Source organism: Pseudomonas sp. WS 5532, assembly GCF_012985445.1.
Taxonomy (GTDB): Bacteria; Pseudomonadota; Gammaproteobacteria; order Pseudomonadales; family Pseudomonadaceae; genus Aquipseudomonas; species Aquipseudomonas edaphica.
In genome coordinates this window covers 56810-79663 of the sequence record NZ_JAAQWK010000013.1, presented here as the reverse complement: position 1 = coordinate 79663, position 22854 = coordinate 56810, and the positions used below count along the sequence as shown (strand labels likewise).

Genomic DNA, 22854 nt, shown 5'->3' with positions numbered 1-22854 from the left:
TCCCTTGTTGTCGTGATTGAGGAAGGAAATGGACACCCCAGACATCCTGGTGCTGCAAGCCAGCTACACCAACCCCGTGCATGCCGAAGCCATTGGCCTGGTGCTTAACCATTACGCTGAAGACCCGATGGGTGGCGGTCACACCTTGCCGGCCGATCTGTTGCAGCAACTGCCAGCCGAACTGGCCAAGCGCCCCCACGCGTTCAGCGTACTGGCGTTTGTCGGCGGGGAGCCGGCGGGTCTGATCAATTGCTTTGAAGGTTTTTCGACGTTTGCCTGCCGCCCGCTGATCAACGTGCACGATGTGGTGGTGATGAATCAGTTTCGTGGCCTGGGGCTTAGCCAGAAAATGCTGCTCAAGGTCGAGGAAATTGCCCGCCAGCGCGGTTGCTGCAAGATCACCCTGGAAGTGCTCGAAGGCAATGACGTGGCGCAAGCGGCCTATCGCAAGTTTGGTTTTGATGATTCGATATTTGACCCCGCCCACGGCCGTATGCTGTTCTGGAGCAAACCGCTTTAAACACTGCGCTTAATATAGGCAACATAAAAAAGGCGCCATTAAATGGCGCCAAATTAACCTTTGCCAAAGGAGCGGATTGGCATAGGGGCATGCAGATTAACTAAAGATTAAATCAGCTGTTAGGCTGTTGTTCAGCGCTGTTTTGTTCGGGCTTTACAGACTTGCCGTCGGCCAGTGCTGTTTTGTCCGTGGTGCCGTGAATTTGCTGCTGGGTGAAGGCGAAGTTGTTGTAAAACTCCTTCGAGCGCTCTGAACCGCCCTCTGCGAAGGCGGCTACGGAGGTCAGGCTCATCAGGCCGGCAAGCATTAAGGTCGAAAGTTTCATGGCAGTATTCCCATTAAGAGTGAGTGGTGTTCGATCGCTCCGTGATCCGATTCATGGAGCGACTATGGGGCTGTCTTATTAAGTGGGAATTAACATGGAACGGCCCCGAAGTTAACGTTTTTGTTAACTTCGGGGATGCAGTTTATAGCCGCCAATCCAGTGCCAGTGTGATGGAGCGTGGGTCTCCCCAATACACGCCATTATAAAAACCGACGCGTTCGTAATATTTTTTATCAAATAGATTGTTGACGTTAACTGACGCCGAAACGTGTTCGTCGAATTGATAGCGCGACATCAGGTTGACCACGGTGTAGGCCTGCTGGGTGATCTTGGTGCTTTCGGTGATCAGCCGGCCGTCACTGTCCCGGCCACCGGTAGGGCGTGGGGCAAATTTGTAGAAATCGCTCTGCCAGTTAACCGCGCCACCTACGGTCAACCCGCGCCATTGGCCCGGCAGGCGATAGGCCGTCGATAGTTTCAACAGGTTGAGTGGCTGGTCGGTGTTGTTGCGCTGTTTATCACCATTGACCGAGTGGGTGTAGGTGTAGCCGGCTGTCAGGTTCCAGTCCGGCATGACCTCGCCCGATGCTTCCACCTCAAAGCCCTGGATCTTGTTGCCTTTGCCGCCCGACTTGTAGAACTGCTCGCGCGTGACGGGATCCGGCGGTGCGCTGTTATCGAGTTCGGCGACGTTATCCTGGGTGCTCCAAAAGTACGCGGTGGCCAGGTTCAGGCGCTCATTGAGCAGGCTGCCCTTGAGCCCGACTTCGTAGTTGCTGCCCACCACCGGCTCCAGGTACTTCTTGCTGGAATCGCGCTCATCCTGAGGGTTGAAGATATCGGTGTAGCTGGCATACACGGTGTACTCGGGGGTGATGTCGTAGAGCAGCCCCGCATACGGCGTCCACATATCGTTGTGGGTCTGGCGAGTTTTGCTCGATTGAGTCAGTTGGTTATTGTCGTTGTACTGCGGCGAGACGCTTTCGATTTCCCAACTGCCATAGCGGCCGCCGAGTACAGCGTGCAGTTGGTCGGTGAGGCTCAGGCGCGTAGCCAGGTAACCGGCTTTCTGTTTTTTGCTGCTGTGTTCGCCTTTGAGGCCGGTGGTGCGGTCGGGGAACTTGGGGATACCGCCCATGTGCCGCCAGTCCTGAATGTCTTCATAACCTTCGGGTGTGCTGTAGCGCTGAAACGGCGATGAGTCTCGCTGCTCGGATTCGCCATACCCTGCCATCAGCTCATGTTCACGGCCAAACAATGAATAGGTCCCGGCAAGGTTGAAGTCCACCACGTCCATTTTCGATGTACCGACCATCTGGTTGGTCCAGGCGTTCATGCCGCTGCCATCCGGGTTGGGGTAGCCGGCGCCGCCGTAGTACACCTTGCCATCAGTATCACTCTGGCGATGGGTGTAGGCCGCCTTGAGGCGCCAGTCAGCGGACAGTTTATGGTCGATAGAGGCGAAGGTGGTCTTGTCTTTGAGTGGCCAGGAACTCCAGTCGGCAGCCATGTTGGCCGAGCGTGACAGTCGCGCCTTGCTGCCATCGCTGTTCCAGTAGGGCAGGGTGCCCCAAGAGGTGCCTTGCACATGTTTGTTCTGATAGTCCAAGCCTACGGCGACCACGGTGTCGTCGGTCAGGTCGCCTTCGAGGATGCCGTAGCCGACCTCCCGTTGCATGGCGTAATTGTCGCGATAGGACTGGCTGTCGCGATAGGCAAGTACCGTGCGTCCACGCAGTCGCCCATCAAACGCCAGGGGGCCGCCCACATCAACGTAGCTGTAGTAGTTGTCATGGCTGGCGCCGCTGACGCCGGCCCTGGCTTGCCAGTCTGCGGTTGGGCGCTTGCGGATCATGTTGACCGTGGCCGACGGGTCACCCGCGCCGGTGGTCAGTCCGGTGGCACCGCGCACCACCTCGATGCGGTCGTAGATGATGGTGTCGGCATCCGGCTTCATGCGCCCGTAGGTGCTGAGCATGCCGTCGACCTGGTAGTTGCTGATCGAGTAGCCGCGAGAAGAGTAACCGACCCGATCCGAGTCCAGGTGTTGCACCGTTATGCCTGTGGTCTGGCGCAGCACGTCAGTCAGGGTATTGAGGTTGAAGTCATCCATCTGCTGACGGGTGATCACCGAAACCGATTGCGGGGTTTCCTTGATCGACAGGTTCAGCTTGGTGGCGGTGTTCATCGAGCCGGTGGTGTAGGCCCCGGTGTGTTCGGTGGTCGCGCCCAGGCCTTCGGCGGTGATGCTGGTGGCACCCAGCTCAAAGGGGCGTGGCGGGGCAGGCTCGGGGTCGGTTTCAGCCCGCAGGTCCGGGCTCAGCGCGACGCTGAACAGGCCAAGGGTGAGGGTCATGGAACGGGTAAAGGGCGCGAACATCGCGGCAGACTCCTTGTCGTCTTTGCGGCCTTCTCATTAAGAGAAGGCCTTGGCTCAAAGACGAAAGGGCGCGCGGAACTTTAGGCTTAAACGAGAATGATTGTTATCTTTCTGTTACAAGGCTCACGCTATTTAGCAACCACTTCGGAGGCGTCTGACTTCTTCGGTTTGATCAGACTGAAATCAATCAAACCCTTTTTCTGGCCGATGTAAGGGTCACCAATCAGCAACGGGCGTGGCTTGAAGGTGTCGTTCACCAGGCTCTTGCTGCGGTCCCATTCATCGAAGCTCAGCCCGGCCAGGTCGGCCCAGGTGTGGATCAACTGCGAGCTGCTGTAAGGCCGCTGCAAATCGCTGGCAAAGCTCCAGTCATGGGTTTCGCGCCATTTCGGCGAGGCGTAGGCCATGAACGGGATGGTGTACATCGGCGCCGTCGGTTTGCCTTCGTTACGGCCCAGGGTACTGTGGCCGGCCGAGTCGAACACATCTTCGCCGTGGTCCGAGAGGTACAGCAGGAAGCCGTTCGGGTCGGTCTTGGCGTAATCCTTGATCAGGCTCGACACCACGAAATCGTTGTACAGCACCGCATTGTCGTAGCTGTTGTACGTCGGCAACTGATCATCGCTGATGCCGGCCGGTACGCCCTGGCGATCGGTGAACTTGTCGAAGGTTGGCGGGTAGCGGTACTGGTAGCTCATGTGAGTGCCCAGCAGGTGCACCACGATGAACTTGCGCTCGGCGGGGTCGGCCAGGGCCTTGGCGAACGGTGCCAGCACGTCGCCGTCGTATTGGCGGGCGTTCTGGTTGCGGTTGTTGTTGAGGTACACCTGCTCGTCAGCCTGCTCGGAAAAGGTCGTGAGCATGGTGTTGCGCTTGGTCATGGTCTGCTGGTTGGTGATCCAGTAGGTCTTGTAGCCGGCCTGTTTCATCACGCTGACAATCGAGGGCGTCTTCAGGTACAGGTCCGGGTTCTCTTCGTCGGCAAACGTCAGCACCTGCTGCAGTGCTTCGATGGTGTAGGGCCGCGGAGTAATGACGTTGTCGAACACCGCCAATTGGTCGCGCAGCTTGTCCAGTTCCGGCGTGGTGTTGCGCGGGTAGCCATAGAGGCTCATGCGCTGACGGTTGGTGGATTCGCCGATTACCAGCACCAGGGTCGACGGCTGGTCGGCCATGGTGTCCTTGAGGTTCTTCAAGGGTGGGATCTTGCTGGCGCTGGTGAGCATGCCCTGCATGCTGTTGAGCTGTTCGGTGTAGCGGCGGTAGGCAACGATCATCTGCCATGGCACGGCCGGTTCGACACGGCTTTCGAAACCGTCGATGGCCAGTTCCATGGTCGGGTTGGTTGCAATCTGCTTGACCAGCGGGTAACCGATCACGGCCAGCACAATGGCGGTGGCTGCCAGCAGCGCCTGGCCACGCGGCAGGTAAACCGGGCGCAGGCGGGTCCACAGGAATACGGCTACTGCGGTATGGGCGATGAATGCCAGCACGATCCACCAGGCGAAGTACTGGGTCGCGTATTCGCCGGCTTCAGAGATGTTCGACTCGAACATGATGAAGATGACGCTTTGCGAGAATTCCTGCTGGTAAATGAAGAAATAACCCAGGCTGGCCATCGAACACGCCCACAGCACCACGCCGATCAAGGCCGCGAGCAAGCGCGTGCGCTTTGGGAACAGCAGCATCGGCGCGAGCCAGAACGCGCTCAGGAAGAAGGCTTGGCGAAAACCACTGAAACCGGAGGTGCCGGTCAGCTGGATCAGGAGTTGGGTAATACCCGAGAAATACCAGAAAAACAGGAACAACCAGCCAAGACCGGCCCAATCAAAGCCTTTCGCAGACTTGGTGCTGCGTTTGAACATCGCCATCCAGTACTCCAACCCGATAATTGCTCAGTCGCTGCGCAGGAATGCACGCGACAGTGGGCCGCCGCGTGTGCGTGGCCCTATTCGGCGGGAGTATCGGGAGGAGGATGTGAAAACTTCGTGAGTTATTTCTGAAGGCTTTGTTCAGCTCAGGTTCAGCAAAGTGCAGGCTGGGTGCCGGATGCCTGATTGACCTGTGCTTGAAGGTGTGCGCGCAGACGCAGAACCTCCTGCTGCAGTTGATCGCGTTCTTCTTTTAATTGGCGCAATTCATCGCGACGCACGCTCACGTAGAGGGTCTGTGGCGGTCGGGTCATCTGTGCTGTGCTCATTGCTTACCTCGCAAATAGCCGGTAGATCGCGGTGCCGGAACGCGTCAATCGAGGTTCTGGCAACAGTCGGAAGCAATTCTGAATTCTTTTTCGGGGCAATGGAACTTTTTTATTTTTGGTGGTCGCTGTGACTTTTTCAGCGGTGATGCTGAAACGATGGCGTTTTTTTGTCATGAAACTACACCGATCCGCTCTGGACTAACCCTCATTAGCCTCATTGCGCTATAAACTATGTCACACATTTATTTAGTAGTTAGGAGCATCAGCACATGCAACTGGGGATTATCGGACTAGGCCGCATGGGCGGTAACATTGCGCGGCGCCTGATGCTCAATGGGCATACCACCGTTGTTTACGACCGTAACGAAGCATTCGTCAAAGGCTTGAGCGAGGAGGGCGCCACCGGCGTCGCCGACCTGAAGGCCCTGGTAGCCGGGCTGCAAAAGCCGCGCGCTGTGTGGGTGATGTTGCCGGCAGGCGCGCCCACCGAAGACACCATTAATACGCTCAGTGAGTTGCTCGAAGACGGTGACGTGATCATCGATGGCGGCAACACCATGTACAAAGATGACATTCGCCGAGCCAAGGCCTTGTCGGAAAAAGGCCTGCATTACGTTGACGTCGGCACCTCCGGCGGCGTCTGGGGCCTGGAGCGCGGTTACTGCATGATGATCGGCGGCGACGTCGAGACCGTGCAGCGCCTCGACCCGATTTTCGCCAGCCTGGCACCGGGCCTGGGCAGCATCCCGCGCACCAAGGACCGTTCGGCCTCTGCCGACAGCCGTGCCGAACACGGTTACATCCATGCAGGCCCAGCCGGTTCCGGGCACTTCGTGAAGATGATCCACAACGGCATCGAATACGGGATGATGCAGGCCTTTGCTGAAGGCTTCGATATCCTCAAGACGAAAAACTCGGAGAGCCTGCCGGAGCAGGAGCGCTTCGACCTCAATGTTGCCGATATCGCCGAAGTCTGGCGCCGTGGCAGCGTGGTCTCGTCCTGGTTGCTGGACCTGACCGCCGACGCATTGGCCACCGACCCGAAACTCGATGGCTACTCCGGTTCCGTGGCCGACAGTGGCGAAGGCCGCTGGACCATCGAAGCCGCCATGGAGCAAGCCGTGCCGGTACCGGTGCTGTCCACCTCGTTGTTCGCCCGTTTCCGTTCCCGTCAGCAGAGCACCTACGGTGACAAAATGCTGTCTGCCATGCGCTTCGGCTTTGGTGGCCATGTGGAGACTTCCAAAAAATGACCGCTAACGGCAAGAAACCCAAGGCCGAACCCGCTCCACCCACTACCTTGTTTCTGTTTGGCGCCCATGGCGACCTGGTCAAGCGCCTGCTCATGCCGGCGCTGTACAACCTGAGTCGTGACGGGCTGCTGGGCGACGGCCTGCGCATTGTCGGCGTTGATCACAACGCCATCAGTGACGCCGACTTCGCCAAGAAGCTCGAGGACTTCATTCGCACCGAGGCCGCCAGCAAAGTCCGGGGCAATGCCGAAAACGCCCTGGACCCCGCGTTGTGGGCGCAATTGGCCAAAGGCATCAGCTACGTCGAGGGCGATTTCCTCGACGACAGCACCTACGCCGACATCGGCAAGAAGATCGCCGACAGCGGCACCGGTAACGCGGTGTTCTACCTGGCGACTGCACCGCGCTTCTTCGGTGAAGTGGCGCAGCGCCTGGGCAGTGCCGGCTTGCTCAACGAAACCGATGATGGTTTCCGTCGTGTGGTGATCGAGAAACCCTTCGGGTCGGACCTTGCCACCGCCGAAGCGCTGAACGCGTGCCTGCTCAAGGTGATGAGCGAGAAGCAGATCTATCGCATCGACCATTACCTGGGCAAGGAGACGGTGCAGAACATCCTGATCAGCCGTTTCTCCAACGTGCTGTTCGAAGCGTTCTGGAACAACCATTACATCGACCACGTGCAAATCACTGCGGCGGAAACCGTGGGCGTCGAAACGCGGGGTAACTTCTTCGAGAAAACCGGCACCCTGCGCGACATGGTCCCCAACCACCTGTTCCAGCTCCTGGCGATGGTCGCCATGGAGCCGCCGGCGGCGTTTGGCGCTGATGCGGTGCGCGGTGAAAAGGCCAAGGTAGTGGGTGCGATCCGCCCGTGGTCGTTGGAAGATGCGCGCGCCAACTCGGTACGCGGCCAATACAGCGCTGGCGAAATCGGCGGCAAGTCGTTGCCCGGTTATCGTGAAGAAGCCAACGTTGCGCCTGATAGCAGCACTGAGACGTTTGTCGCCCTCAAGGTGATGATCGACAACTGGCGTTGGGTCGGCGTGCCGTTCTACCTGCGTACTGGCAAGCGCATGAGCATCCGTGACACCGAAATCGTGATCTGCTTCAAGCACGCGCCGTATGCGCAGTTCCGCGACACGGATGTGGATGAGCTTAAGCCCACCTACCTTAAAATCCAGATCCAGCCAAACGAAGGTATGTGGTTCGACCTGTTGGCCAAAAAACCCGGGCCGGCCCTGGAAATGGCCAATATCGAGTTGGGTTTCGACTACAAGGACTTCTTCGAAATGCAGCCGTCGACCGGGTATGAAACCCTGATCTACGACTGCATGACCGGCGACCAGACCTTGTTCCAGCGCGCCGACAACATCGAAAATGGCTGGCGTGCGGTGCAGCCGTTCCTGGATGCCTGGAAGCAGGATGACGCGATTCAGGCTTACAAGGCCGGAGAAGACGGCCCCGCGGCCGCCGACGAGTTGCTGGCCCGCGATGGTCGCACCTGGCATAGCCTGGGATGAGTGATGCAGCGATTCATCCCATCCAGTTGGTGCTCAGTGATGTAGACGGGACCTTGTTGCATCCTGACCATCGCCTTAGCCAGCGCACTGCCGATACTGTCCGCGCGTTGCGTGACGCCGGGGTATTTTTCAGCCTGGCCAGCGGGCGGCCGCCCAAGGCCATGCTGCACCTTATCGAAACGTTCGGTATTGATGTGCCGGTCGCGGGTTTTAATGGCGGCACGTTGATCAACCCGGATGGCAGCATCCTGGTTGCCCATCATCTGCCGGCAGAGGCGGCGTTGGTGACACTGGCGCTGTTTTCGGCCGAACCGGATGTGGAAGTCTGGGTGTTCGCTGACGGCGATTGGCTGCGCCGTGATCCGCCTGGGCCGATGATGCAGCGTGAAGCCGATGGCTTGGGCTACGGGCCGGTGGTGGTGGAGAGTTTTGAGCCGTACCTGGACCGGGTCGACAAGATCGTTGCTGCCAGCAACAACACGCAGTTATTGGTGGAGCTGGAAGCGCAGTTGCAGCCCAAGGTGCAGGGCCTGGCGCAGGTATCACGCTCGCAGCCGGTGTACCTGGATGTCACGGCCATGCTCGCCAACAAGGGCGAGGCCTTGAAAACCTTGGCCGCGCACCTTGGTGTGCGCATGGAACAAACGGCAGCTATCGGCGACGGCGGCAATGACCCGGCGATGTTTGCAGTGGCGGGTTTGTCGATTGCGATGGGGCAGGCGGAAGAAACGGTCAAGCGCCAAGCCAGTGTTGTGACCGGCAGCAATGTCGAGGACGGCGCAGCTGAAGCGATCGAGCGCTTTATTCTCGTACCGCGATAAGCCGCTTACGTTGTGATGCTCAACTTCCGATCATTGTTATGCAATGATCGGAAGTTACTGCCGCGTCTTACTTGGGCATGGTCCACGACAACAACTGATGGCCATCTTTGTCGAGTTCGGCACGCGCCTGCAACAACAAATCCTCAAGTTGAGTCGGATCGGTATAAGTACTCGAAGACAGCTGTTTGCTGCCGATGCGGGTATTGGTACGGTCGATGACGCTCAGGCTGAGGGCGCCGTTGCCATCGTGCCAGGCCACGCACTGAAAGGGCTGGAAGGCACGGTCTGCGATCAAAAGAGCTTCGTTGATGCGGAGCGGGGCGTTCATGTGGGTCTTCTCTCTAAATGCCCAGTCATTTAAGTACCGTCGGTTGGGCGAGCCAGACGGTGAGTTACTTGTACTGATGCACGATGGCAGGGTACGGGTCACATCTTAGATCAAGAAATTTCAACTTTTCGTGATTGGCGTCATGTAAGCGGCTGTTTTGAAAGCGCATTGAGTGTGGCGGTCGCGCCTGATTTTTTGGCCCCAGCGACGCAGAGATGGCTTTGTGCCCAGACTTATAGCGAAATAATACAAAGGCTGTGTCAATAACTTGCTAGTGTTAGCGCCAGGCCGCACAAACCGTTGTTTATAAATAACTTTAACAATTTTGGCGCCAAGGAATAGTCATGGTTGTTACACCTGTCCAACGACGCTTGCTTGTAGTCGACCCGTGCGACGACTGCCACCAGCTATTGCCTGGTTTACACAGTGCGGGGTGGGAAGTGGACAGCTGCACGCTCGGCGCCGTAGGCGACAGGTCGTGCGATGTGGGGCTGTTGCGCCTGCAGCCCTATCACCTGGAGCGCCCGGAGGCCGTCAAGGAATTGATCAGCCGCAGCGGCACCGAATGGATCGCGGTGCTCAGCCAGGATGTACTACGCCTGCAAAATGTCGGTGATTTTGTCTGTGAATGGTTTTTTGACTTCCACACTTTGCCGTTTGATGTGGCACGCGTGCAGGTAACGCTGGGGCGTGCATTCGGCATGGCCCGCTTGCGCGGCAAGGGCCACACACTGATCGACGCGCAGGAACACGAGCTGCTGGGCGACAGCCGGCCCATTCGTGAGCTGCGCAAATTACTCGCCAAGCTGGCACCTACAGAGTCGCCGGTGCTGATTCGCGGCGACAGCGGCACCGGCAAAGAGCTGGTGGCCAAGACCCTGCATCGCCAATCCCAGCGTCATGCCAAGCCCTTTGTCGCGATCAACTGCGGTGCCATTCCCGAGCACCTGATCCAGTCCGAACTGTTCGGCCATGAAAAAGGTGCGTTCACCGGCGCGCATCAGCGCAAGGTCGGGCGTATCGAAGCGGCCCACGGTGGCACGTTGTTTCTCGATGAGATCGGCGACTTGCCAATGGAACTGCAAGCCAACTTGCTGCGTTTCCTGCAGGAAAAGCAGATCGAGCGCGTCGGTGGCAGCCAGCCCATCCCGGTGGATGTGCGGGTGCTGGCGGCGACCCACGTGGACCTGGAAGCGGCGGTTGAGAAGGGCACCTTTCGCGAAGACTTGTATTACCGGCTTAATGTCTTGCAGGTGGTAACCGCGCCGCTGCGCGAGCGGCACGGCGATGTGGCCATGCTGGCCAACCATTTCTCACGTTTCTACAGCCAGGAAACCGGGCGCAGGCCGCGCAGTTTCAGCGAGGATGCTCTGGTTGCTCTGGGCCAACACCCGTGGCCGGGCAACGTGCGCGAATTGGCGAACCGCGTGCGCCGTGGCCTGGTATTGGCAGAAGGGCGTCAGATCGAAGCCGGTGACCTGGGGTTGCAGTGCGAGCAGGCAATTGCGCCACCGATGGCTACACTGGAAGATTACAAGCACCGCGCTGAACGCCAGGCGTTGTGCGATGTGCTCAACCGGCACAGCGATAACATGAGTATCGCGGCCCGCGTGCTGGGCGTGTCCCGGCCGACGTTCTACCGGTTGCTGCACAAACACCAGATCCGCTAGGGCGGGTAAACCGAAAAGCCCCGCAACGACCCTTATCGTTGCGGGGCTTTTCCTTGCTGCCTGATCGTTCCCACGCTCCGCGTGGGAGTGCCGCCAGGGACGCTCCGCGTCCCACTACTGCTAAAAGTAATACGGGAATTTCAGGCTGAACGTAAAGTCCGGCGCATCATCGGTCATCCCAATCGACAGGTTCGGTACGATCGTCAGGTTATCCGACGCCGCAATCGTCATGCCCACGTTGAAATACCCGGCGTTGGCATCGCTGGACACCACCGATTGCCAGTCCTGGCCGCTCTGCTTGACCTTGCTTTTACGTTGCACCAGGTCAGACACCGAGAACGACATGCTCATCTTCTCATTGAGCGCGAAGGCCACCCCGACACCGAGTTGGAAGCTGTCACCCAGGCTGACTTTGCCAGGGATCTTCTGATTGAGATTGGGGCTGATATCGCTGAACGAGTCTTCGAAGTTATGGGTGTAGGAAAGCGAGCCGAACAGCACGGCGGGGTCGAACGTCTTGACCAGCGAAATACCTGGCGTGACCGACCACACCCCGTTGCCGGTCGGCAGGCTTTCCGGCACGGCGAGGTTGTTATTGCTGGCTTGCTCGATCAGCTTGATGCCATAGGGTTCCTTGCCGGTCGGTGCCTTGACCCGCAGCGACACCACCGCATCCGGCAGGCTGGCGCTCTCATCGAGGAATTTATAGGCGATGCCGAAGTTGACATCACCAATGGTTGGGTCGCGGCTGACTGAGGCTTCCGACGTATTCTTGGCATCGCCGCCGGCGCCACCGGACTGGTAGGTCGCTTCGCGATACACCACCGGCACGTTCAGGTCGAACTGCCAACGGTTGTCCAGGTTGTAGCGGCCGGTGAGGTCCAGGGTCCAGCTGTCCGACTTGATCCGGTCCAGGTTGATATTGCCCAGGAAGATCGAGTCCAACGCCAGAAAGCCGTTGAGTGACAATTGGCGCGCGTCGTAGCGGGCATAGGTGAGTCCGGTTTCAAAGCTGAACTTGCCATTGCCAAAAAAGCCGCTGGCCTCGTTGTACAAGTTGCTCACACTTTGTGCCGGGGCGGAATCGTCCTTCAGGCTTTGCCCGTACGAGCTGTTACCGGCTGCACCGCCGGACGCTGCGCCCGCGCCGACGCCGGCCACTGTCGTACCGCCTTTCTGGAAGTCGGCAGGCGACTTGGCCAGGCGTTTGGGCGTAGGTGTTGCGGGCTGATCTTCCACTTGCCTTACGCGTTGCTCCAATACGGCCAGTGCTTTTTGCTGCACTTCATAACGTTGCTTGAGCTCCAGCAGTTCCTGCTTCAGTGTTTCGATATCGGTATCCGGCGCGGCGTACAGCACCGAAGCGGGTAGGAGCGTACTCAAACAAATCACGGCACGTAACGATAAAGATCGATGCATGAAATAAGCCGTCCCTTTCTAATGCGTAAGTGTCGAGGCTCAGCGTAGTTCAATAACCGGAGGGGCGTAGGCCTTTGAGTTGATCCAGGTTCAGGTTCTGCGTGATGTTGTTCAAACCGTTGTTGCCCATGACCACATTAAGTTGGGTCATATTGTTCACGAAGTTGCTGTTGCCCTGAATAACCGTGCCTTGCAGCACATTACCGGCACCGATTTGCTGCACCACATTGCCCTGATTGTTATTGGCCTGGAGCGCCATTTGCAGGCCACCGTTTTTAGCCGTGACCGTCACTTGGCCGGCGGCTGTGCCTCCGGTGATCGGCTGGCCGGCAATCAATGCCTGACCCGACTGCACGTAGTTGGCGGGCGCCAGGCCGTTTTTCGTCACGTTGATATCCACGCCGTTGTTGGCCGTGTTGCCATCGCCCGCTGCGCGCACGCTTTGCGTGACACCCTGGCCGGTGCCGAGGCCGGCGCCGCCGACGACGGTACCCTTGCCGTCAGGCTGTTTGATCACGCCGGTGCCGTCGTTACCGGTGATTTGCACGTAGAATTGCGGGGTGACGGTGGAAGCGTTGACTTGCATGTCGGCGGTGCCGGTCACGGTCGCGCCGGCGGCATTGGTCCAGGTGCTGCTCATCACAATGCCAAAGCTGATAATCCGCCCGGGCATCACATAGCGCCCGCGCAACTCGGCCATTTCCGCGTCCTTGAGCTCGATCGGCTTAAATGCCGAAGAAGCATAGGCAGGTGCTGCGGCTGCCAGGCACATGACTGTCAGCCAGCGTCGAGTGTTCATCGTTTGCTCCTGGAGCGTCCTGCTCCTTATTGCGCTTCTAGAAGAAGTCGCTCTGGATAAAACCGAAGTCCATCAATTCACTGTCGCGTACCGGGCTGAACTCGTTGAACTGGTTCTTGGCCGTCAGCGGCGCGCGGGGTGTGAGCAAGGCGTTGGCCTTGTCGTAACCCTCACCGATCACCGCGAACACGATGCCGTTCCAGCCCTTGACGAAATCGTTCTTGGCATAGCGCTTGTTGCCCAGCACGGGGTCGCCGATATACACCCAGTCTTTGTCGGCCCGTTGCAGCACGACAAAGTGCTTGTAGCCACGAATGTCCAGCAACACCACCACCGGCACTTTCACGGTGACGAGTACCTCAGGCGTAATCCGGTAGCCCTTGGCGCGCATGTGGATGCTTTCCAGGTAGCGCTTCATGTCGAGCATCGAGAAGCCTTGGGTGCGCACCAGGTTCTGGTCGGCATTGACCAGCATGCCCTTGATCACGTGGTCTTCATCCACGTCCATCCAATAGGCTTGGCGCAGGATGGTTGCCAGCGCGGCGGCGCCGCAGCTGAAATCGGTTTTTTGTTCCACCAGGTTGGCGAATTTGCGCTCGCGGATGCTTTCGACCTTCTTGTACACCACCGCGCCGTTTGGCATGACAACGGCCATTTGCGCCGCCCAGGTCGGGCCGGTGAGTGCGAACAAGAGGAGGGCAGCTGTGAGGCGCATGATCGTATGACCTGCTGGACACTGGAAATAAAAAGGGCCTTGTTGCCAAGGCCCGATCTGGATCAGAAGCGAGTGATTGCTACGTTGTTCTGACCTTGGTTGTTGCTGCCCGACAGAACGTTGGAGTTCGACACCCCAGAGCTGTAGTTCATCGAGTTGTTCACGCTGGCGTTGTTGACCACCGGTTTGGTGCTGCCCCAGCCGTGGCCGCTGGCCAGGTTGAGGGTCAGGTTGCCCGACACATCCTGCACGCCAGTGACGGCTGCAGCACCGCTGTCGCCATTACCCGAGGCAATTGCAACGCTGTTGCTGCCTTGGTTGGAGGTGCCCGATGCGGCGTTCAACTGAATCACGCCTGAAGCGTGGTTGCCGCTGTCGTTAAGGGAAGCGTTGTTTCTAGTGCCGCTGTTGGCCACAAAGTTACCGGTGTTCGATTGAGCGGTACCGGTGGCGGCGAATACGAAATCCGCATCCCCGGAAACGATGGCAACGTCGTTTTTGCCTTGGTTGTTGTCGCCGCTCAGCACGTTGCCGTTGGCCACGCCACTGATGTTGTTGTAGGAATCATTGGCCGAGGCGTTGTTTTTGGTTTTGTCATTAAGTACCACGTTGCCATGGTTGCTCTGACCGTCCTGTGTGGTCGCAGCAGCCGTGGTAGGCGCGTGATAACCGCCCGCTTGAGCAGCAACAGCCATGAGCGCAGCGAGAGCAAAAGCCAGTGGTTTAAGAGCCATTGAAGTTTTCATGGTGTATCTCCTTGCTTCTAATTAGTTGGTTAAGTGTTGGTACGGTCTAGCTATGGACTCAGCTCCATCAGTTGAGTCGTAAGTTCAGGGTGTTAGCCACTCGGTTCCCCACCCCGGCGCTCTGGTTGACCTGAACCACTCCACGGCTGCCGGTGAAGGCCTGGTCGCTGGTAACGACCTGGCGGCTGCCAGTGGTAGGGGTCAACCCTGAGTCGGTTGCAAGCGCAACGTTTTGTTGCGACATGACGCTGTCGTCGATGCTTTGCGGGCCAGCACTCACGCTGATGCGCACGGCATTGATCATCTGGTTCTGGGCCCCGGCGGACTGGTTGACACTCAGTGCACCGTTGCCATTACTGAAGGAGTTGCCCTGGATCGCAGCATTGGCGTTCAGGGAGCGGTCGGTGGGCGCGCCGCTGATTTTTTGCGTGACGGCGATGTTCGCCCGGGCATTGTGGCCCACCGCAATAGCGACGTTGTTGCTCAGTTGTTGCTGGTCACCCGCGGCCTGGTTGATCGTCACCACACCGTTGTACTGCTGGCCCGAGTTATCAATGGTTGCGTTGTTATTGCTGTCGGCCATCGCCGCTGTGCAACCGAGCGCTGCTAGAAGCATCCAGGAGTGGTTCATTTCATTGCTCCCCCCACCATGCCGCTGATGTTGTTCAGAGGGGCGAGCCCGCTGGATATCGCACCGTTGACCGTGCCTGCAATACCGCTGCCGCTACTGCCGTGGGCGGCTGCTCCCGCTGCGCCGAGGTTGTTGGCGCCACCGAGCGAGTTCAAACCGGTAATGTCACCGTTTGGCATGATGCTGCGCGTAATGCTGGAACCGCTGCTGATACCGGCAATGTCGTTATCGCTCAGCTCATGGTTCATGGCGCGATTGACTTGGGCCGATGGGTTGGCATTCACGGTATTGGGGTAGGGGTCTTGGCCGCGTGAGCGACCGATTGCATAAGGTTGAACCTGGCGTTCAACCACGATCACACCATCACCGGCCGCAAGCACTGGAACGCTCACGCTGGCACTCAGTGCACAGCTGATCAGCAGGAGGCTCAGTGAGCCCTTATTGTGTGTGTCCATGGCAGTGTTCCTTGTTCTTCACGCTGACCCTAAACAGCGTTATCAGGAACAGAGCAGAACGCGTGCCGCTTTTTATTTATTGTTTATATTCAGAGGGTTGGAGATAAAACGAGGCAAAGTGATGGCGGTGCTGTTTCAGGGTTGAAACAGTGTCGCCGTCAAGGGGCATGCCCGGCCCCGCCTCAAGGGTGTCTCAGCGATGTAACACTGCACGTGACAAAGCCATGAATGCGCACCGGGCGGGCGATTCAAGCGAGGGAGGTGTTTCAAAAATGGACACTTGGGCGCGAGCAAACTCGCCGTTGCCGGCTGGCAGACTCAGCCCTTGGGGGCTTTACGCGGTATGGAATTGAGGACCGTGTTGCCGTCCTGGTTCTGGGTCAGGTAGACCGGCAGTACCTTGGGCAGGGAAGGCACGAGGTTGTTGACCTCGTTGATGTTGTAGATGCCGCCGATGCGAATCGCCCCGGTACTGGCATCTGCCAGCATCACCGGTTTGTTCAGGTAGCGGTTGATCAGCGGCAACGCGTCCGTCAGGGCCAGGTTGTCGAGTACCAGTTTGCCCTGGCGCCAGGCCAGGGTCGAATCATTGGGGTTAATCGCAGCGATTTGCGGGGTGGCATCGCCCAGGTTGTAAGTGGCCTGCATGCCTGGGGTAAGGGGCACGCTGGCGTGCTGCTTGTCACTGGAAATCTGCACCGAGCCTTCAAGCAACATCACCCGCACCTGGTCTTCATATTTCCAGACGTTGAACTGAGTGCCGGTCACCCGAACCTGGCCTTCGCCCGCCTTGACGATAAACGGGTGAAGGCGGTCATGGGTGACTTTGAAAAACGCTTCGCCCTTGTTCAAGGTCACGCGGCGTTGATCCTTGTAATGGCTGTAGACCAGTTCGGTGCCCAGGTTCAATTCAACCTGGCTGCCGTCGCCGAGGGTGACTTTGCGCAAGCCCGTGTCGGCTTCGAAATGCTCATAGGAACTGGGCAACCAGCCCGCTTCCCAGCCGGTAAAGGCGGCCAGCGGCAGGGCGGCGAGGCATATCGCGGCGGCCACCGCGTAAGTGCGCAAGCGGCTGCGCGGTTTGAACGGCAGCACAACCGCAGCAGGTTCGCTGCGTGGCAGGTGGTCAGCCACGTCCCAGATTTCCAGCATGGCCGCATACTCAAAGGCATGCAGCGGATGGGCGTCGTGCCATTGTTCAAAAGCCCGACGCTCGCCCGCCGTGCAATCACTGGCATGCAGGCGCATGCACCAATACGCGGCGGCATCGGTGATCGCGTCATAGTCGTCTTCTGAAAGGGGCTGTTGAGTCATTAAACCGTCCTGATTTCCCACATTCTAACCTCCCAAGGCGGATGGCGAGAACAGCCGTCATGGCGATTGCACATCAATTGGAACTTATTCTCGTTTGGAAACATCAGAAAACACAGGACACGAGTCCGTCATTCCCACAATGGAGAACGAATATGCTGAAGAAAACCTTAGTCGCCCTGTGTGCAACCACCGCACTGCTCAGCGCCGGCGCCGCCCTGGCCGATAAGCCGGGCGCGGGCTGGATCACCATCGAAAAAGCCATTGAAACCGCCAAGACCAAGGCCGGCTATGTCGAGGTCTACAAAGCCGAAGCCGATGACAACGGTTACTGGGAAGTCAAAGGGCGCAAGTCCGATGGCATCGTGTATGAAGCGCGTATCGATGGCGCCTCCGGCAACGTTCTGCGCGATCAGAAAGACTGACGCGACTGGCGGGGGCTGCTCAAGCCCCCGGATCCAAAACACGACCCAAGTGCGTAATCAAGTAAGTCACTGAGTCGGCATTGGCCAAAATCGTGTCAATGCGTTTGTCGGCGTTACTCATGAAGACGTCGCGGGCATCCTTGAGGTCCTTGGTGCCGGTGGTGTTCAGGACTTTTTGTCTAACGTGAGCCGTTGCAGTGTCAGGCCCATAGTCTTCCCATTGCGCCGAGTAATCATCCCAGGTCTTGAACAGCATCGTCGCGGGCGTCATGGTGGAGAGCGCGGTTCTTTGCAGGTCCTCCAGGGTTGTTTTGAGTATCTGGGCGCCCGGTTTGGCCGCGTTGATCAAGTCGGTGAACGGCCGCATCGAGTCAAGATAGGCGATGTCTTCAGTCTCGAGCTTCAAGTGCGTCAGTTCGTGAATCAGGGTACTCGCCCTGGCGTGGGCGCAGAGGTCGAAAGGTGAAGTCAAACGGTTCTGGTAACTGTCCATACCTGGATCAAAGAACCGATTGAGCAGGTACAGCTTGCGCTCCCTGTCTTCAGGAATGACAAACGCGTATTGGTGCGCTGCACCGACACGGCTGGTCCCACTGACAAAACGCTTGGAGTCGGCGCTGGTCAGGGTCGGATCGCTCAATTCATCCAATATCATGTCGACTATTTTCTCGACTCTGCTCAACTGGTCAGGTGTCAGGCTGACGACACCGAACAATTCACCGAAAAAGCGGCCTGCCCGGCTATCGGGCGCACGCTGTTTTGCAAACTGAACGATGTTGCGTTTGCAATTGACGGTGTAATAGATCGCAACGTTTAACCCTTCTGTGATGACCTGGGCTTTCCAACTCGAGAGTGCGGCAATTTCGCGTATGCCCGTCGCCTCGATATTGATCGCTGCCCGTTCGCCGGCCCGCGTGTGCATGCGCGACATGACTTTGCCATATCGTGGGTTATGCAGGCTGAGGTCCAGCACCCATTTACCTTGTGAATTACGGCCCACATACGCGCCCACATGCTTATCCTTGGACAGGCGCCAGCGCTCGGCGGTTTTCTTCACCGCGTACACCTTGCCTGCCAGTGGCACATAGTCTTTCAAGCTCGCCTTGTCCATGTACACATGGCTGGAAGCACTCTGTTCCAGGTCCTTCAATGCGACATCGTGAGCTTCGAAAGGCTGCAACCCGGTACGCGCGGGTGCGGTGATATCCAAGGTCGTCAGGTGGGTGGCCGCAGGCAGGGTTTCGTCTGACAGGTTGGCTTGTGATACTTCTGTTTCGGTAGGCGGCGGGGCTTCGGTGCCCTCAAGCTCATTGTGCAGGGCGGCCAAATGAGCCACGCCGATGATGAAATCCTTCAGGCCGGCCTTCCACTGATGCAACTGCAATGCATCGGCTGAACGTTTGAACATTTTGTAGCTTCGCCACACCGCCAGCGGATACGCGAGTTTTCCTGCCATGAACTGAGCGGCTGCGGGGATGCCCTCGCGCAGCAGGTAGATGACCCTGTCCCAGAGCGATTTCGCGCCTTTCTCGAATTGGCAGGCGAGCATTTTGAGCAATATCTGCGTGTTGTCGTCGAACAGGTAGTGAAGGGCATTGCCGGTGACGACGGTCGAGGCCAGGCGGATATCGAGGGGGCGATGACGGTTGTTTTGCAGCAAATTGCGGTAGGTTGCCTGATGCGTCGCCTCCAGGTGCAGCACCACCCAGTCCTGAAGCTCTCCAGGCTTGGTCAATTCATCCAGCAGCGCTTGCTCGTTCGCATACTCCTTGAGTGTATGGTTTTCGCTGTAGGGCGCGTACAGCACCAGCGGCCCAGCGCTGCGGGTTGTGGGACCAATCAAGTACATCCCCAACACCTTGGCCAGGGAAGCACCTTCGGTGGCAATCAACTCCAAGGGTCTGAACATTGCCGTTGCCCCGTCGAGCTCAGCCCGCGCCAGTGCGTCCGGCATGTCGAATACCTGCTGAACATGGCTCAGTGCCTGCGCCGTCAGCCGCTCCTGCAGCCTTTGCTCATGGGCGTATTGCAGGGTTTGCCAGGGTAACTGTCGGCAATACAGGCCTCGGCGTTTACGGCCTTCATCCGTGTTAGCGTCCAGGTGGCTTTGCAACAACTTCTGGTAAGCGCTGTTCAGGTCCAGTTGGCGCACCATTTGCACCACGGCACTGGCATCCAATGTGGCCGGCAAGGCAGTCGCGTTGCGTGAGCGTGGGCGGATGTTTTCGGCGTCCAGGTCGGGCCAATGCCGCAAAGCAAAGTCGGTCAGGCTGCAGACATTCACGTCGAGCGCCTGATGCAACGGGATCATTACATCATCGGGGTTCAGTGGCTGTTCGGGATAGCGTGCCTTGAGCAACGCCAGAAGTGCCGTGTGCGCATGCTTGCCGATAGCGGTGATGCCATTGAGGTAGTCTTTTTCGTCAGGCGCACTGTTGTGATACTGCTCAAGCAGCTCGGCTTGATGAAGCTGATCCTGAGGGGGTGCCAAACCCAGCCAGACGGGCAGAGCCTGTTGATGGGTCATGGCACTCGCCACCGCCCTGGCCCGTGCAAGGTTGGTCGGCGCGGCGTGTTCCAAGGCCGTTTCAATGTGGTTTTGCAAGGCGCGAGCGGCCCATTTGCTCGCAAGCAATTGGTCGATACCGTCCATGACGAAATCGCTGTAGGTTTTCAGACGATTATCCAGCAAGTTGTCGTCAATGCGTTGCAGTGGCCCCAGACCATATGCCTGATGCGGCGCACGCAAGGAAATAGCCAGGTTTTCCAACAGGGGCAAACGCTTGATCGGGTGCTCCAGGCGCTGACTCATCTGCTCGCGCAAGGCTTGCACCGAGGTGAATACCTCATACCCGCGCCGAGGCGTCCAGAGCACCGCCTGGCCCGAACGCTGCGGGTCGATGCCTCCGCGTTCAGTCAGCACAAACAGGTTGGCAAGCGCATGGGCGGTGTCGGATGTGCCAATGTTCAGTGTCAAGGTGTAGGCGTCCGGAAGAAAGCCGTTCAGGCCGTGGCGGGTCAAGCGTGCAAGGCTGTCGGTGCGTAGGACGGTGTCAATCACTGCCTGGCTGTTGGGCGGCAGTGTTTTGCCCAACAGTCTCAGTTCGGCTTCACTGCGCAACCCAAGCAGCATCGAGTGCGCCTGTTTTTTGCTCATGTTGCTGAGGAACAGCAATGGAAGCTGGCGCATCTCGTGGTTGGCAAACACCTTCAAGACTTGATCATTGATCATGTTGAAAGTACTCAGGGTCATGCTGGGTAACTTCTGCGCCAGATGCGGCTCGAGCTTGCTGTAAAACCCGGTTGTGACACTGTTGGGAACGCGCGAGGCTTCATCGCTCAGGCGTTCAATGAAGTGGTCAACCATGCTCACCGACGTCAACGAAGGACGCTCCTCGCGCTCTTGGGCGCGGGTGGGATAAGTGTTGATATAGACCTCGTCGGCCTTGAGCGCCAGGCGTTGTGATTGCATTTCTGCATTCAGGGCGAGGGTGACCATTGAGCGTAATGTCGGCTGTTGTTTGCGCTCTGTGGCCAGTGCATCTTCAGTGGCACTGAGGCGCCGTAGCTGCACCTTGGCGTGCTCTGCCCGCACGGTGGATGGCCGGTCGTTGCCGCTGGTGACCGGGTGCGCCGTCCAGCGCCCTGCGGTTTCCAGCGTTGCGAGGCGGCTGTCCAGCATCGTGCGTATGTCCAGTGCGCAATCGAGCAGCGCATCCAGATTTATCTGGCCATCACTGCGTCGGTAAAGGTCCAGTGCGTGGTTCATATTACTGAGCTGCTTGCCCGCAATGTCTTCGACCATGCCGGCAAAAACGTCACCCGCAATGGGTTGGGCGGCGATGTTAATCTGATCCAGGCCAATAAAGGTGTCGCGCTCATCCAGCGACAGGAAATTGAGCAGTTCATCTTCGTGGCCAGCGGCCTTGAGCATGCTCAATAGCGTGTCTTTGAGATCTTCCATGTCTTTGAGTACTTGTACCCCACGCGACTGCGTGTACAGGTAGGCGTGGCTCTCGCTGATCAATAGCGTGCTGGCCAGTTCCACATAGTGCTGGTAGGGCGCATGCAGGCGTACTTTTTCCACGCTTAGTTCGTTGGCGTGAGCGTTGCGGGCGCCTTGGTCTGGTAGAAACAATGCCTGAAGGGTGTGGCTTTCGTCGGCGTTGAGAATTTGCGCCTGACGCTTGAGCAAGACATCCAGGCGAAATTTATCCGCCATGACCTGGGTGAAGAGTTTCAGGCGTGAGGTTTCGTTGCCGATGTCCTCGTTCCAATAAGTCTTCAGCAGGCTGTCCAGCAGTTTTGACAAGCTGCCGGATGTTTCTTTGATCAGGGTTTCCCAGTACTGCTGATCTTGTTCGCGTTCTACCAGGGTGAAGGCGCTGGTGACGTGTTTCGGGTTGAAATATTCACGGATCTGGTCCTGGGGCCAGGCATGTCTCACATAAAACTGCAGGAACGCTTCGCTCAATGGCAGGGAATTGACCCAGCGTCGCTGACCGCCTGCCGGGTCCTGGATAAAAAAATCGACCCGTGTATCGCGTTGATCCAGGTTGGGGAAGTACGAGCGCGCCATGATGCTGAGCAGCGTGTCGAGCATGCCGTACAGCGTGGGCGTCGTCTGCAGTTGCTCCAGTACGACGCGCACGTTGTCTTGCTGGCAGGCCTCCAGGGCTTGCTCCTGGTCTTGCATGACGGCGCCTTCGACAAGGGTGGCGGTCAGCGTTATCGGCGTACTGGCGGGCAAGGCGTTGCGCTGTGCAATCGACAGAAAGCTCAACAATTGGACACGCTGCACCGCATCCGCCAGTTGCTCGGCGACGTCGACCAGCAGGCTGGCGTGGTCGTCAAACACCTGAATACCACCATAAGGCGTGTAAAGCAGTGCTTTGCCGTCGTCCGGGGCAGGGCTCATCAGAAAGGCGCCGGCAAGTGGAAAAGGCGGCTGGCCCGATACATTGATCAGCAGTCTTTCGACGCGCATGGGGTAGGTTTGCCGTTCGGGGTCGTTACGTGCGGCATCGCTTGCTTGGTACACCGTGTGCAGCCAATCGAGGTCTTTGACGGTCAGCCCCAGCGCGCGCTCACGGTCGGTCGGCGCGTTTCTTTTAATCGGCAGCAGGAATTCGTCAAAAAAATATGCGGGGGTTACGCCGGTCATGGGCTTGCTCCGTTAAGTAGGGGAGTGACAGGCTAGGGAGGCGTGACCGGAGGGCGGGGGTAACTATTGAGGCCCGTCGCAAGTTGACAGCAGGCACAGTGCGTGGTGTTTAATCGAACACTTGAATGTCCATTCGTTGCCTCTCCTAATCATAAAAACGCCATCATAAAAA

Annotated in this window: 19 protein-coding genes; 6 read left to right on the top strand and 13 right to left on the bottom strand. The window is 58.2% G+C overall.

Annotated features, from left to right (window positions below):
* Nucleotides 1-28: 28 nt before the first annotated feature.
* Entirely contained in the window at nucleotides 29-520 is a 492-nt protein-coding gene (locus tag HBO23_RS21495; RefSeq protein ID WP_017138116.1) for a GNAT family N-acetyltransferase, read from the top strand.
* 112 nt (nucleotides 521-632) lie between these two features.
* Here HBO23_RS21495 and HBO23_RS21490 read toward each other — a convergent pair whose 3' ends face one another.
* From HBO23_RS21490 to HBO23_RS21475, 4 genes are all read right to left on the bottom strand, one after another.
* On the bottom strand, nucleotides 633-845 hold the full coding sequence (locus HBO23_RS21490; protein WP_017138117.1) for a hypothetical protein: 213 nt from the start codon (nucleotides 843-845) through the stop codon (nucleotides 633-635).
* 142 nt (nucleotides 846-987) lie between these two features.
* Nucleotides 988-3225 (bottom strand): TonB-dependent siderophore receptor, encoded by a 2238-nt coding sequence (locus HBO23_RS21485; protein WP_170039666.1) that lies wholly within the window; start codon nucleotides 3223-3225, stop codon nucleotides 988-990.
* A gap of 128 nt (nucleotides 3226-3353) precedes the next feature.
* Entirely contained in the window at nucleotides 3354-5096 is a 1743-nt protein-coding gene (locus HBO23_RS21480; protein ID WP_170039665.1) for a phosphoethanolamine transferase CptA, read from the bottom strand.
* 152 nt (nucleotides 5097-5248) lie between these two features.
* Entirely contained in the window at nucleotides 5249-5425 is a 177-nt protein-coding gene (locus tag HBO23_RS21475) for a DUF6026 family protein (protein WP_256349299.1), read from the bottom strand.
* 269 nt (nucleotides 5426-5694) lie between these two features.
* Here HBO23_RS21475 and gnd point away from each other — a divergent pair, with 269 nt between their 5' ends.
* Genes gnd through HBO23_RS21460 form a run of 3 tightly spaced genes read left to right on the top strand, consistent with a single transcriptional unit; the run spans nucleotide 5695 to nucleotide 9019 of the window.
* Complete coding sequence (gnd, locus tag HBO23_RS21470; RefSeq protein WP_170039664.1) at nucleotides 5695-6678, top strand: phosphogluconate dehydrogenase (NAD(+)-dependent, decarboxylating); 984 nt, start codon at nucleotides 5695-5697, stop codon at nucleotides 6676-6678.
* Complete coding sequence (gene zwf, locus HBO23_RS21465; protein ID WP_017138122.1) at nucleotides 6675-8198, top strand: glucose-6-phosphate dehydrogenase; 1524 nt, start codon at nucleotides 6675-6677, stop codon at nucleotides 8196-8198. The genes gnd and zwf overlap by 4 nt, the downstream gene beginning before the upstream one ends.
* Complete coding sequence (locus HBO23_RS21460) at nucleotides 8195-9019, top strand: HAD family hydrolase (RefSeq protein ID WP_170039663.1); 825 nt, start codon at nucleotides 8195-8197, stop codon at nucleotides 9017-9019. Before zwf ends, HBO23_RS21460 begins: the two co-directional genes overlap by 4 nt.
* Nucleotides 9020-9086: 67 nt before the next feature.
* Here the strand turns inward: HBO23_RS21460 and HBO23_RS21455 are convergent, their stop codons facing one another.
* Nucleotides 9087-9347 carry a hypothetical protein gene (locus HBO23_RS21455; RefSeq protein WP_170039662.1) on the bottom strand — a complete coding sequence of 87 codons (261 nt, stop codon included), beginning with the start codon at nucleotides 9345-9347 and terminating at the stop codon, nucleotides 9087-9089.
* Nucleotides 9348-9691: 344 nt separating this feature from the next.
* On the opposite strand from HBO23_RS21455, the gene HBO23_RS21450 reads away from it, so the two are divergent.
* Nucleotides 9692-11017: a sigma-54 dependent transcriptional regulator gene (locus HBO23_RS21450; protein ID WP_099549303.1), complete on the top strand. Its 1326-nt coding sequence runs from the start codon at nucleotides 9692-9694 to the stop codon at nucleotides 11015-11017.
* Nucleotides 11018-11137: 120 nt separating this feature from the next.
* On the opposite strand, the gene HBO23_RS21445 is transcribed toward HBO23_RS21450, so the two are convergent.
* The 7 genes from HBO23_RS21445 to HBO23_RS21415 all read right to left on the bottom strand — a co-directional run bounded on the left by HBO23_RS21445 (nucleotide 11138) and on the right by HBO23_RS21415 (nucleotide 17096).
* A complete protein-coding gene (locus tag HBO23_RS21445) occupies nucleotides 11138-12436 on the bottom strand; it encodes a transporter (protein ID WP_099549304.1) in 1299 nt (432 codons plus the stop codon).
* A gap of 49 nt (nucleotides 12437-12485) precedes the next feature.
* The gene (locus HBO23_RS21440; RefSeq protein ID WP_099549305.1) at nucleotides 12486-13235 is read right to left on the bottom strand and encodes a hypothetical protein; all 750 of its coding nucleotides are present in this window, start codon (nucleotides 13233-13235) and stop codon (nucleotides 12486-12488) included.
* Nucleotides 13236-13272: 37 nt separating this feature from the next.
* Nucleotides 13273-13950, bottom strand: a complete 678-nt coding sequence (locus HBO23_RS21435) for a C39 family peptidase (RefSeq protein WP_017138128.1) — start codon at nucleotides 13948-13950, stop codon at nucleotides 13273-13275.
* 62 nt (nucleotides 13951-14012) lie between these two features.
* A complete protein-coding gene (locus HBO23_RS21430) occupies nucleotides 14013-14696 on the bottom strand; it encodes a hypothetical protein (protein WP_017138129.1) in 684 nt (227 codons plus the stop codon).
* Nucleotides 14697-14763: 67 nt separating this feature from the next.
* Nucleotides 14764-15327 carry a hypothetical protein gene (locus HBO23_RS21425; protein WP_017138130.1) on the bottom strand — a complete coding sequence of 188 codons (564 nt, stop codon included), beginning with the start codon at nucleotides 15325-15327 and terminating at the stop codon, nucleotides 14764-14766.
* On the bottom strand, nucleotides 15324-15782 hold the full coding sequence (locus HBO23_RS21420) for a hypothetical protein (protein WP_170039661.1): 459 nt from the start codon (nucleotides 15780-15782) through the stop codon (nucleotides 15324-15326). The genes HBO23_RS21425 and HBO23_RS21420 overlap by 4 nt, the downstream gene beginning before the upstream one ends.
* A 318-nt stretch (nucleotides 15783-16100) precedes the next feature.
* Nucleotides 16101-17096: a FecR family protein gene (locus tag HBO23_RS21415; RefSeq protein ID WP_170039659.1), complete on the bottom strand. Its 996-nt coding sequence runs from the start codon at nucleotides 17094-17096 to the stop codon at nucleotides 16101-16103.
* 152 nt (nucleotides 17097-17248) lie between these two features.
* On the opposite strand from HBO23_RS21415, the gene HBO23_RS21410 reads away from it, so the two are divergent.
* Nucleotides 17249-17518, top strand: a complete 270-nt coding sequence (locus HBO23_RS21410; protein WP_017138134.1) for a PepSY domain-containing protein — start codon at nucleotides 17249-17251, stop codon at nucleotides 17516-17518.
* A gap of 19 nt (nucleotides 17519-17537) precedes the next feature.
* Here the strand turns inward: HBO23_RS21410 and HBO23_RS21405 are convergent, their stop codons facing one another.
* Nucleotides 17538-22682: a DUF6543 domain-containing protein gene (locus HBO23_RS21405; protein WP_170039657.1), complete on the bottom strand. Its 5145-nt coding sequence runs from the start codon at nucleotides 22680-22682 to the stop codon at nucleotides 17538-17540.
* Between the last annotated feature and the right edge of the window lie 172 nt (nucleotides 22683-22854).

What these genes read in the sequence shown, in the direction of transcription:
- HBO23_RS21495 (WP_017138116.1), top strand. Translation starts at nt 29, where the DNA reads ATGGACACCCCAGACATCCTGGTGCTGCAAGCCAGCTACACCAACCCC.
- HBO23_RS21490 (WP_017138117.1), bottom strand. Translation starts at nt 845, where the DNA reads ATGAAACTTTCGACCTTAATGCTTGCCGGCCTGATGAGCCTGACCTCC.
- HBO23_RS21485 (WP_170039666.1), bottom strand. Translation starts at nt 3,225, where the DNA reads ATGTTCGCGCCCTTTACCCGTTCCATGACCCTCACCCTTGGCCTGTTC.
- HBO23_RS21480 (WP_170039665.1), bottom strand. Translation starts at nt 5,096, where the DNA reads ATGGCGATGTTCAAACGCAGCACCAAGTCTGCGAAAGGCTTTGATTGG.
- HBO23_RS21475 (WP_256349299.1), bottom strand. Translation starts at nt 5,425, where the DNA reads ATGAGCACAGCACAGATGACCCGACCGCCACAGACCCTCTACGTGAGC.
- gnd (WP_170039664.1), top strand. Translation starts at nt 5,695, where the DNA reads ATGCAACTGGGGATTATCGGACTAGGCCGCATGGGCGGTAACATTGCG.
- zwf (WP_017138122.1), top strand. Translation starts at nt 6,675, where the DNA reads ATGACCGCTAACGGCAAGAAACCCAAGGCCGAACCCGCTCCACCCACT.
- HBO23_RS21460 (WP_170039663.1), top strand. Translation starts at nt 8,195, where the DNA reads ATGAGTGATGCAGCGATTCATCCCATCCAGTTGGTGCTCAGTGATGTA.
- HBO23_RS21455 (WP_170039662.1), bottom strand. Translation starts at nt 9,347, where the DNA reads ATGAACGCCCCGCTCCGCATCAACGAAGCTCTTTTGATCGCAGACCGT.
- HBO23_RS21450 (WP_099549303.1), top strand. Translation starts at nt 9,692, where the DNA reads ATGGTTGTTACACCTGTCCAACGACGCTTGCTTGTAGTCGACCCGTGC.
- HBO23_RS21445 (WP_099549304.1), bottom strand. Translation starts at nt 12,436, where the DNA reads ATGCATCGATCTTTATCGTTACGTGCCGTGATTTGTTTGAGTACGCTC.
- HBO23_RS21440 (WP_099549305.1), bottom strand. Translation starts at nt 13,235, where the DNA reads ATGAACACTCGACGCTGGCTGACAGTCATGTGCCTGGCAGCCGCAGCA.
- HBO23_RS21435 (WP_017138128.1), bottom strand. Translation starts at nt 13,950, where the DNA reads ATGCGCCTCACAGCTGCCCTCCTCTTGTTCGCACTCACCGGCCCGACC.
- HBO23_RS21430 (WP_017138129.1), bottom strand. Translation starts at nt 14,696, where the DNA reads ATGAAAACTTCAATGGCTCTTAAACCACTGGCTTTTGCTCTCGCTGCG.
- HBO23_RS21425 (WP_017138130.1), bottom strand. Translation starts at nt 15,327, where the DNA reads ATGAACCACTCCTGGATGCTTCTAGCAGCGCTCGGTTGCACAGCGGCG.
- HBO23_RS21420 (WP_170039661.1), bottom strand. Translation starts at nt 15,782, where the DNA reads ATGGACACACACAATAAGGGCTCACTGAGCCTCCTGCTGATCAGCTGT.
- HBO23_RS21415 (WP_170039659.1), bottom strand. Translation starts at nt 17,096, where the DNA reads ATGACTCAACAGCCCCTTTCAGAAGACGACTATGACGCGATCACCGAT.
- HBO23_RS21410 (WP_017138134.1), top strand. Translation starts at nt 17,249, where the DNA reads ATGCTGAAGAAAACCTTAGTCGCCCTGTGTGCAACCACCGCACTGCTC.
- HBO23_RS21405 (WP_170039657.1), bottom strand. Translation starts at nt 22,682, where the DNA reads ATGACCGGCGTAACCCCCGCATATTTTTTTGACGAATTCCTGCTGCCG.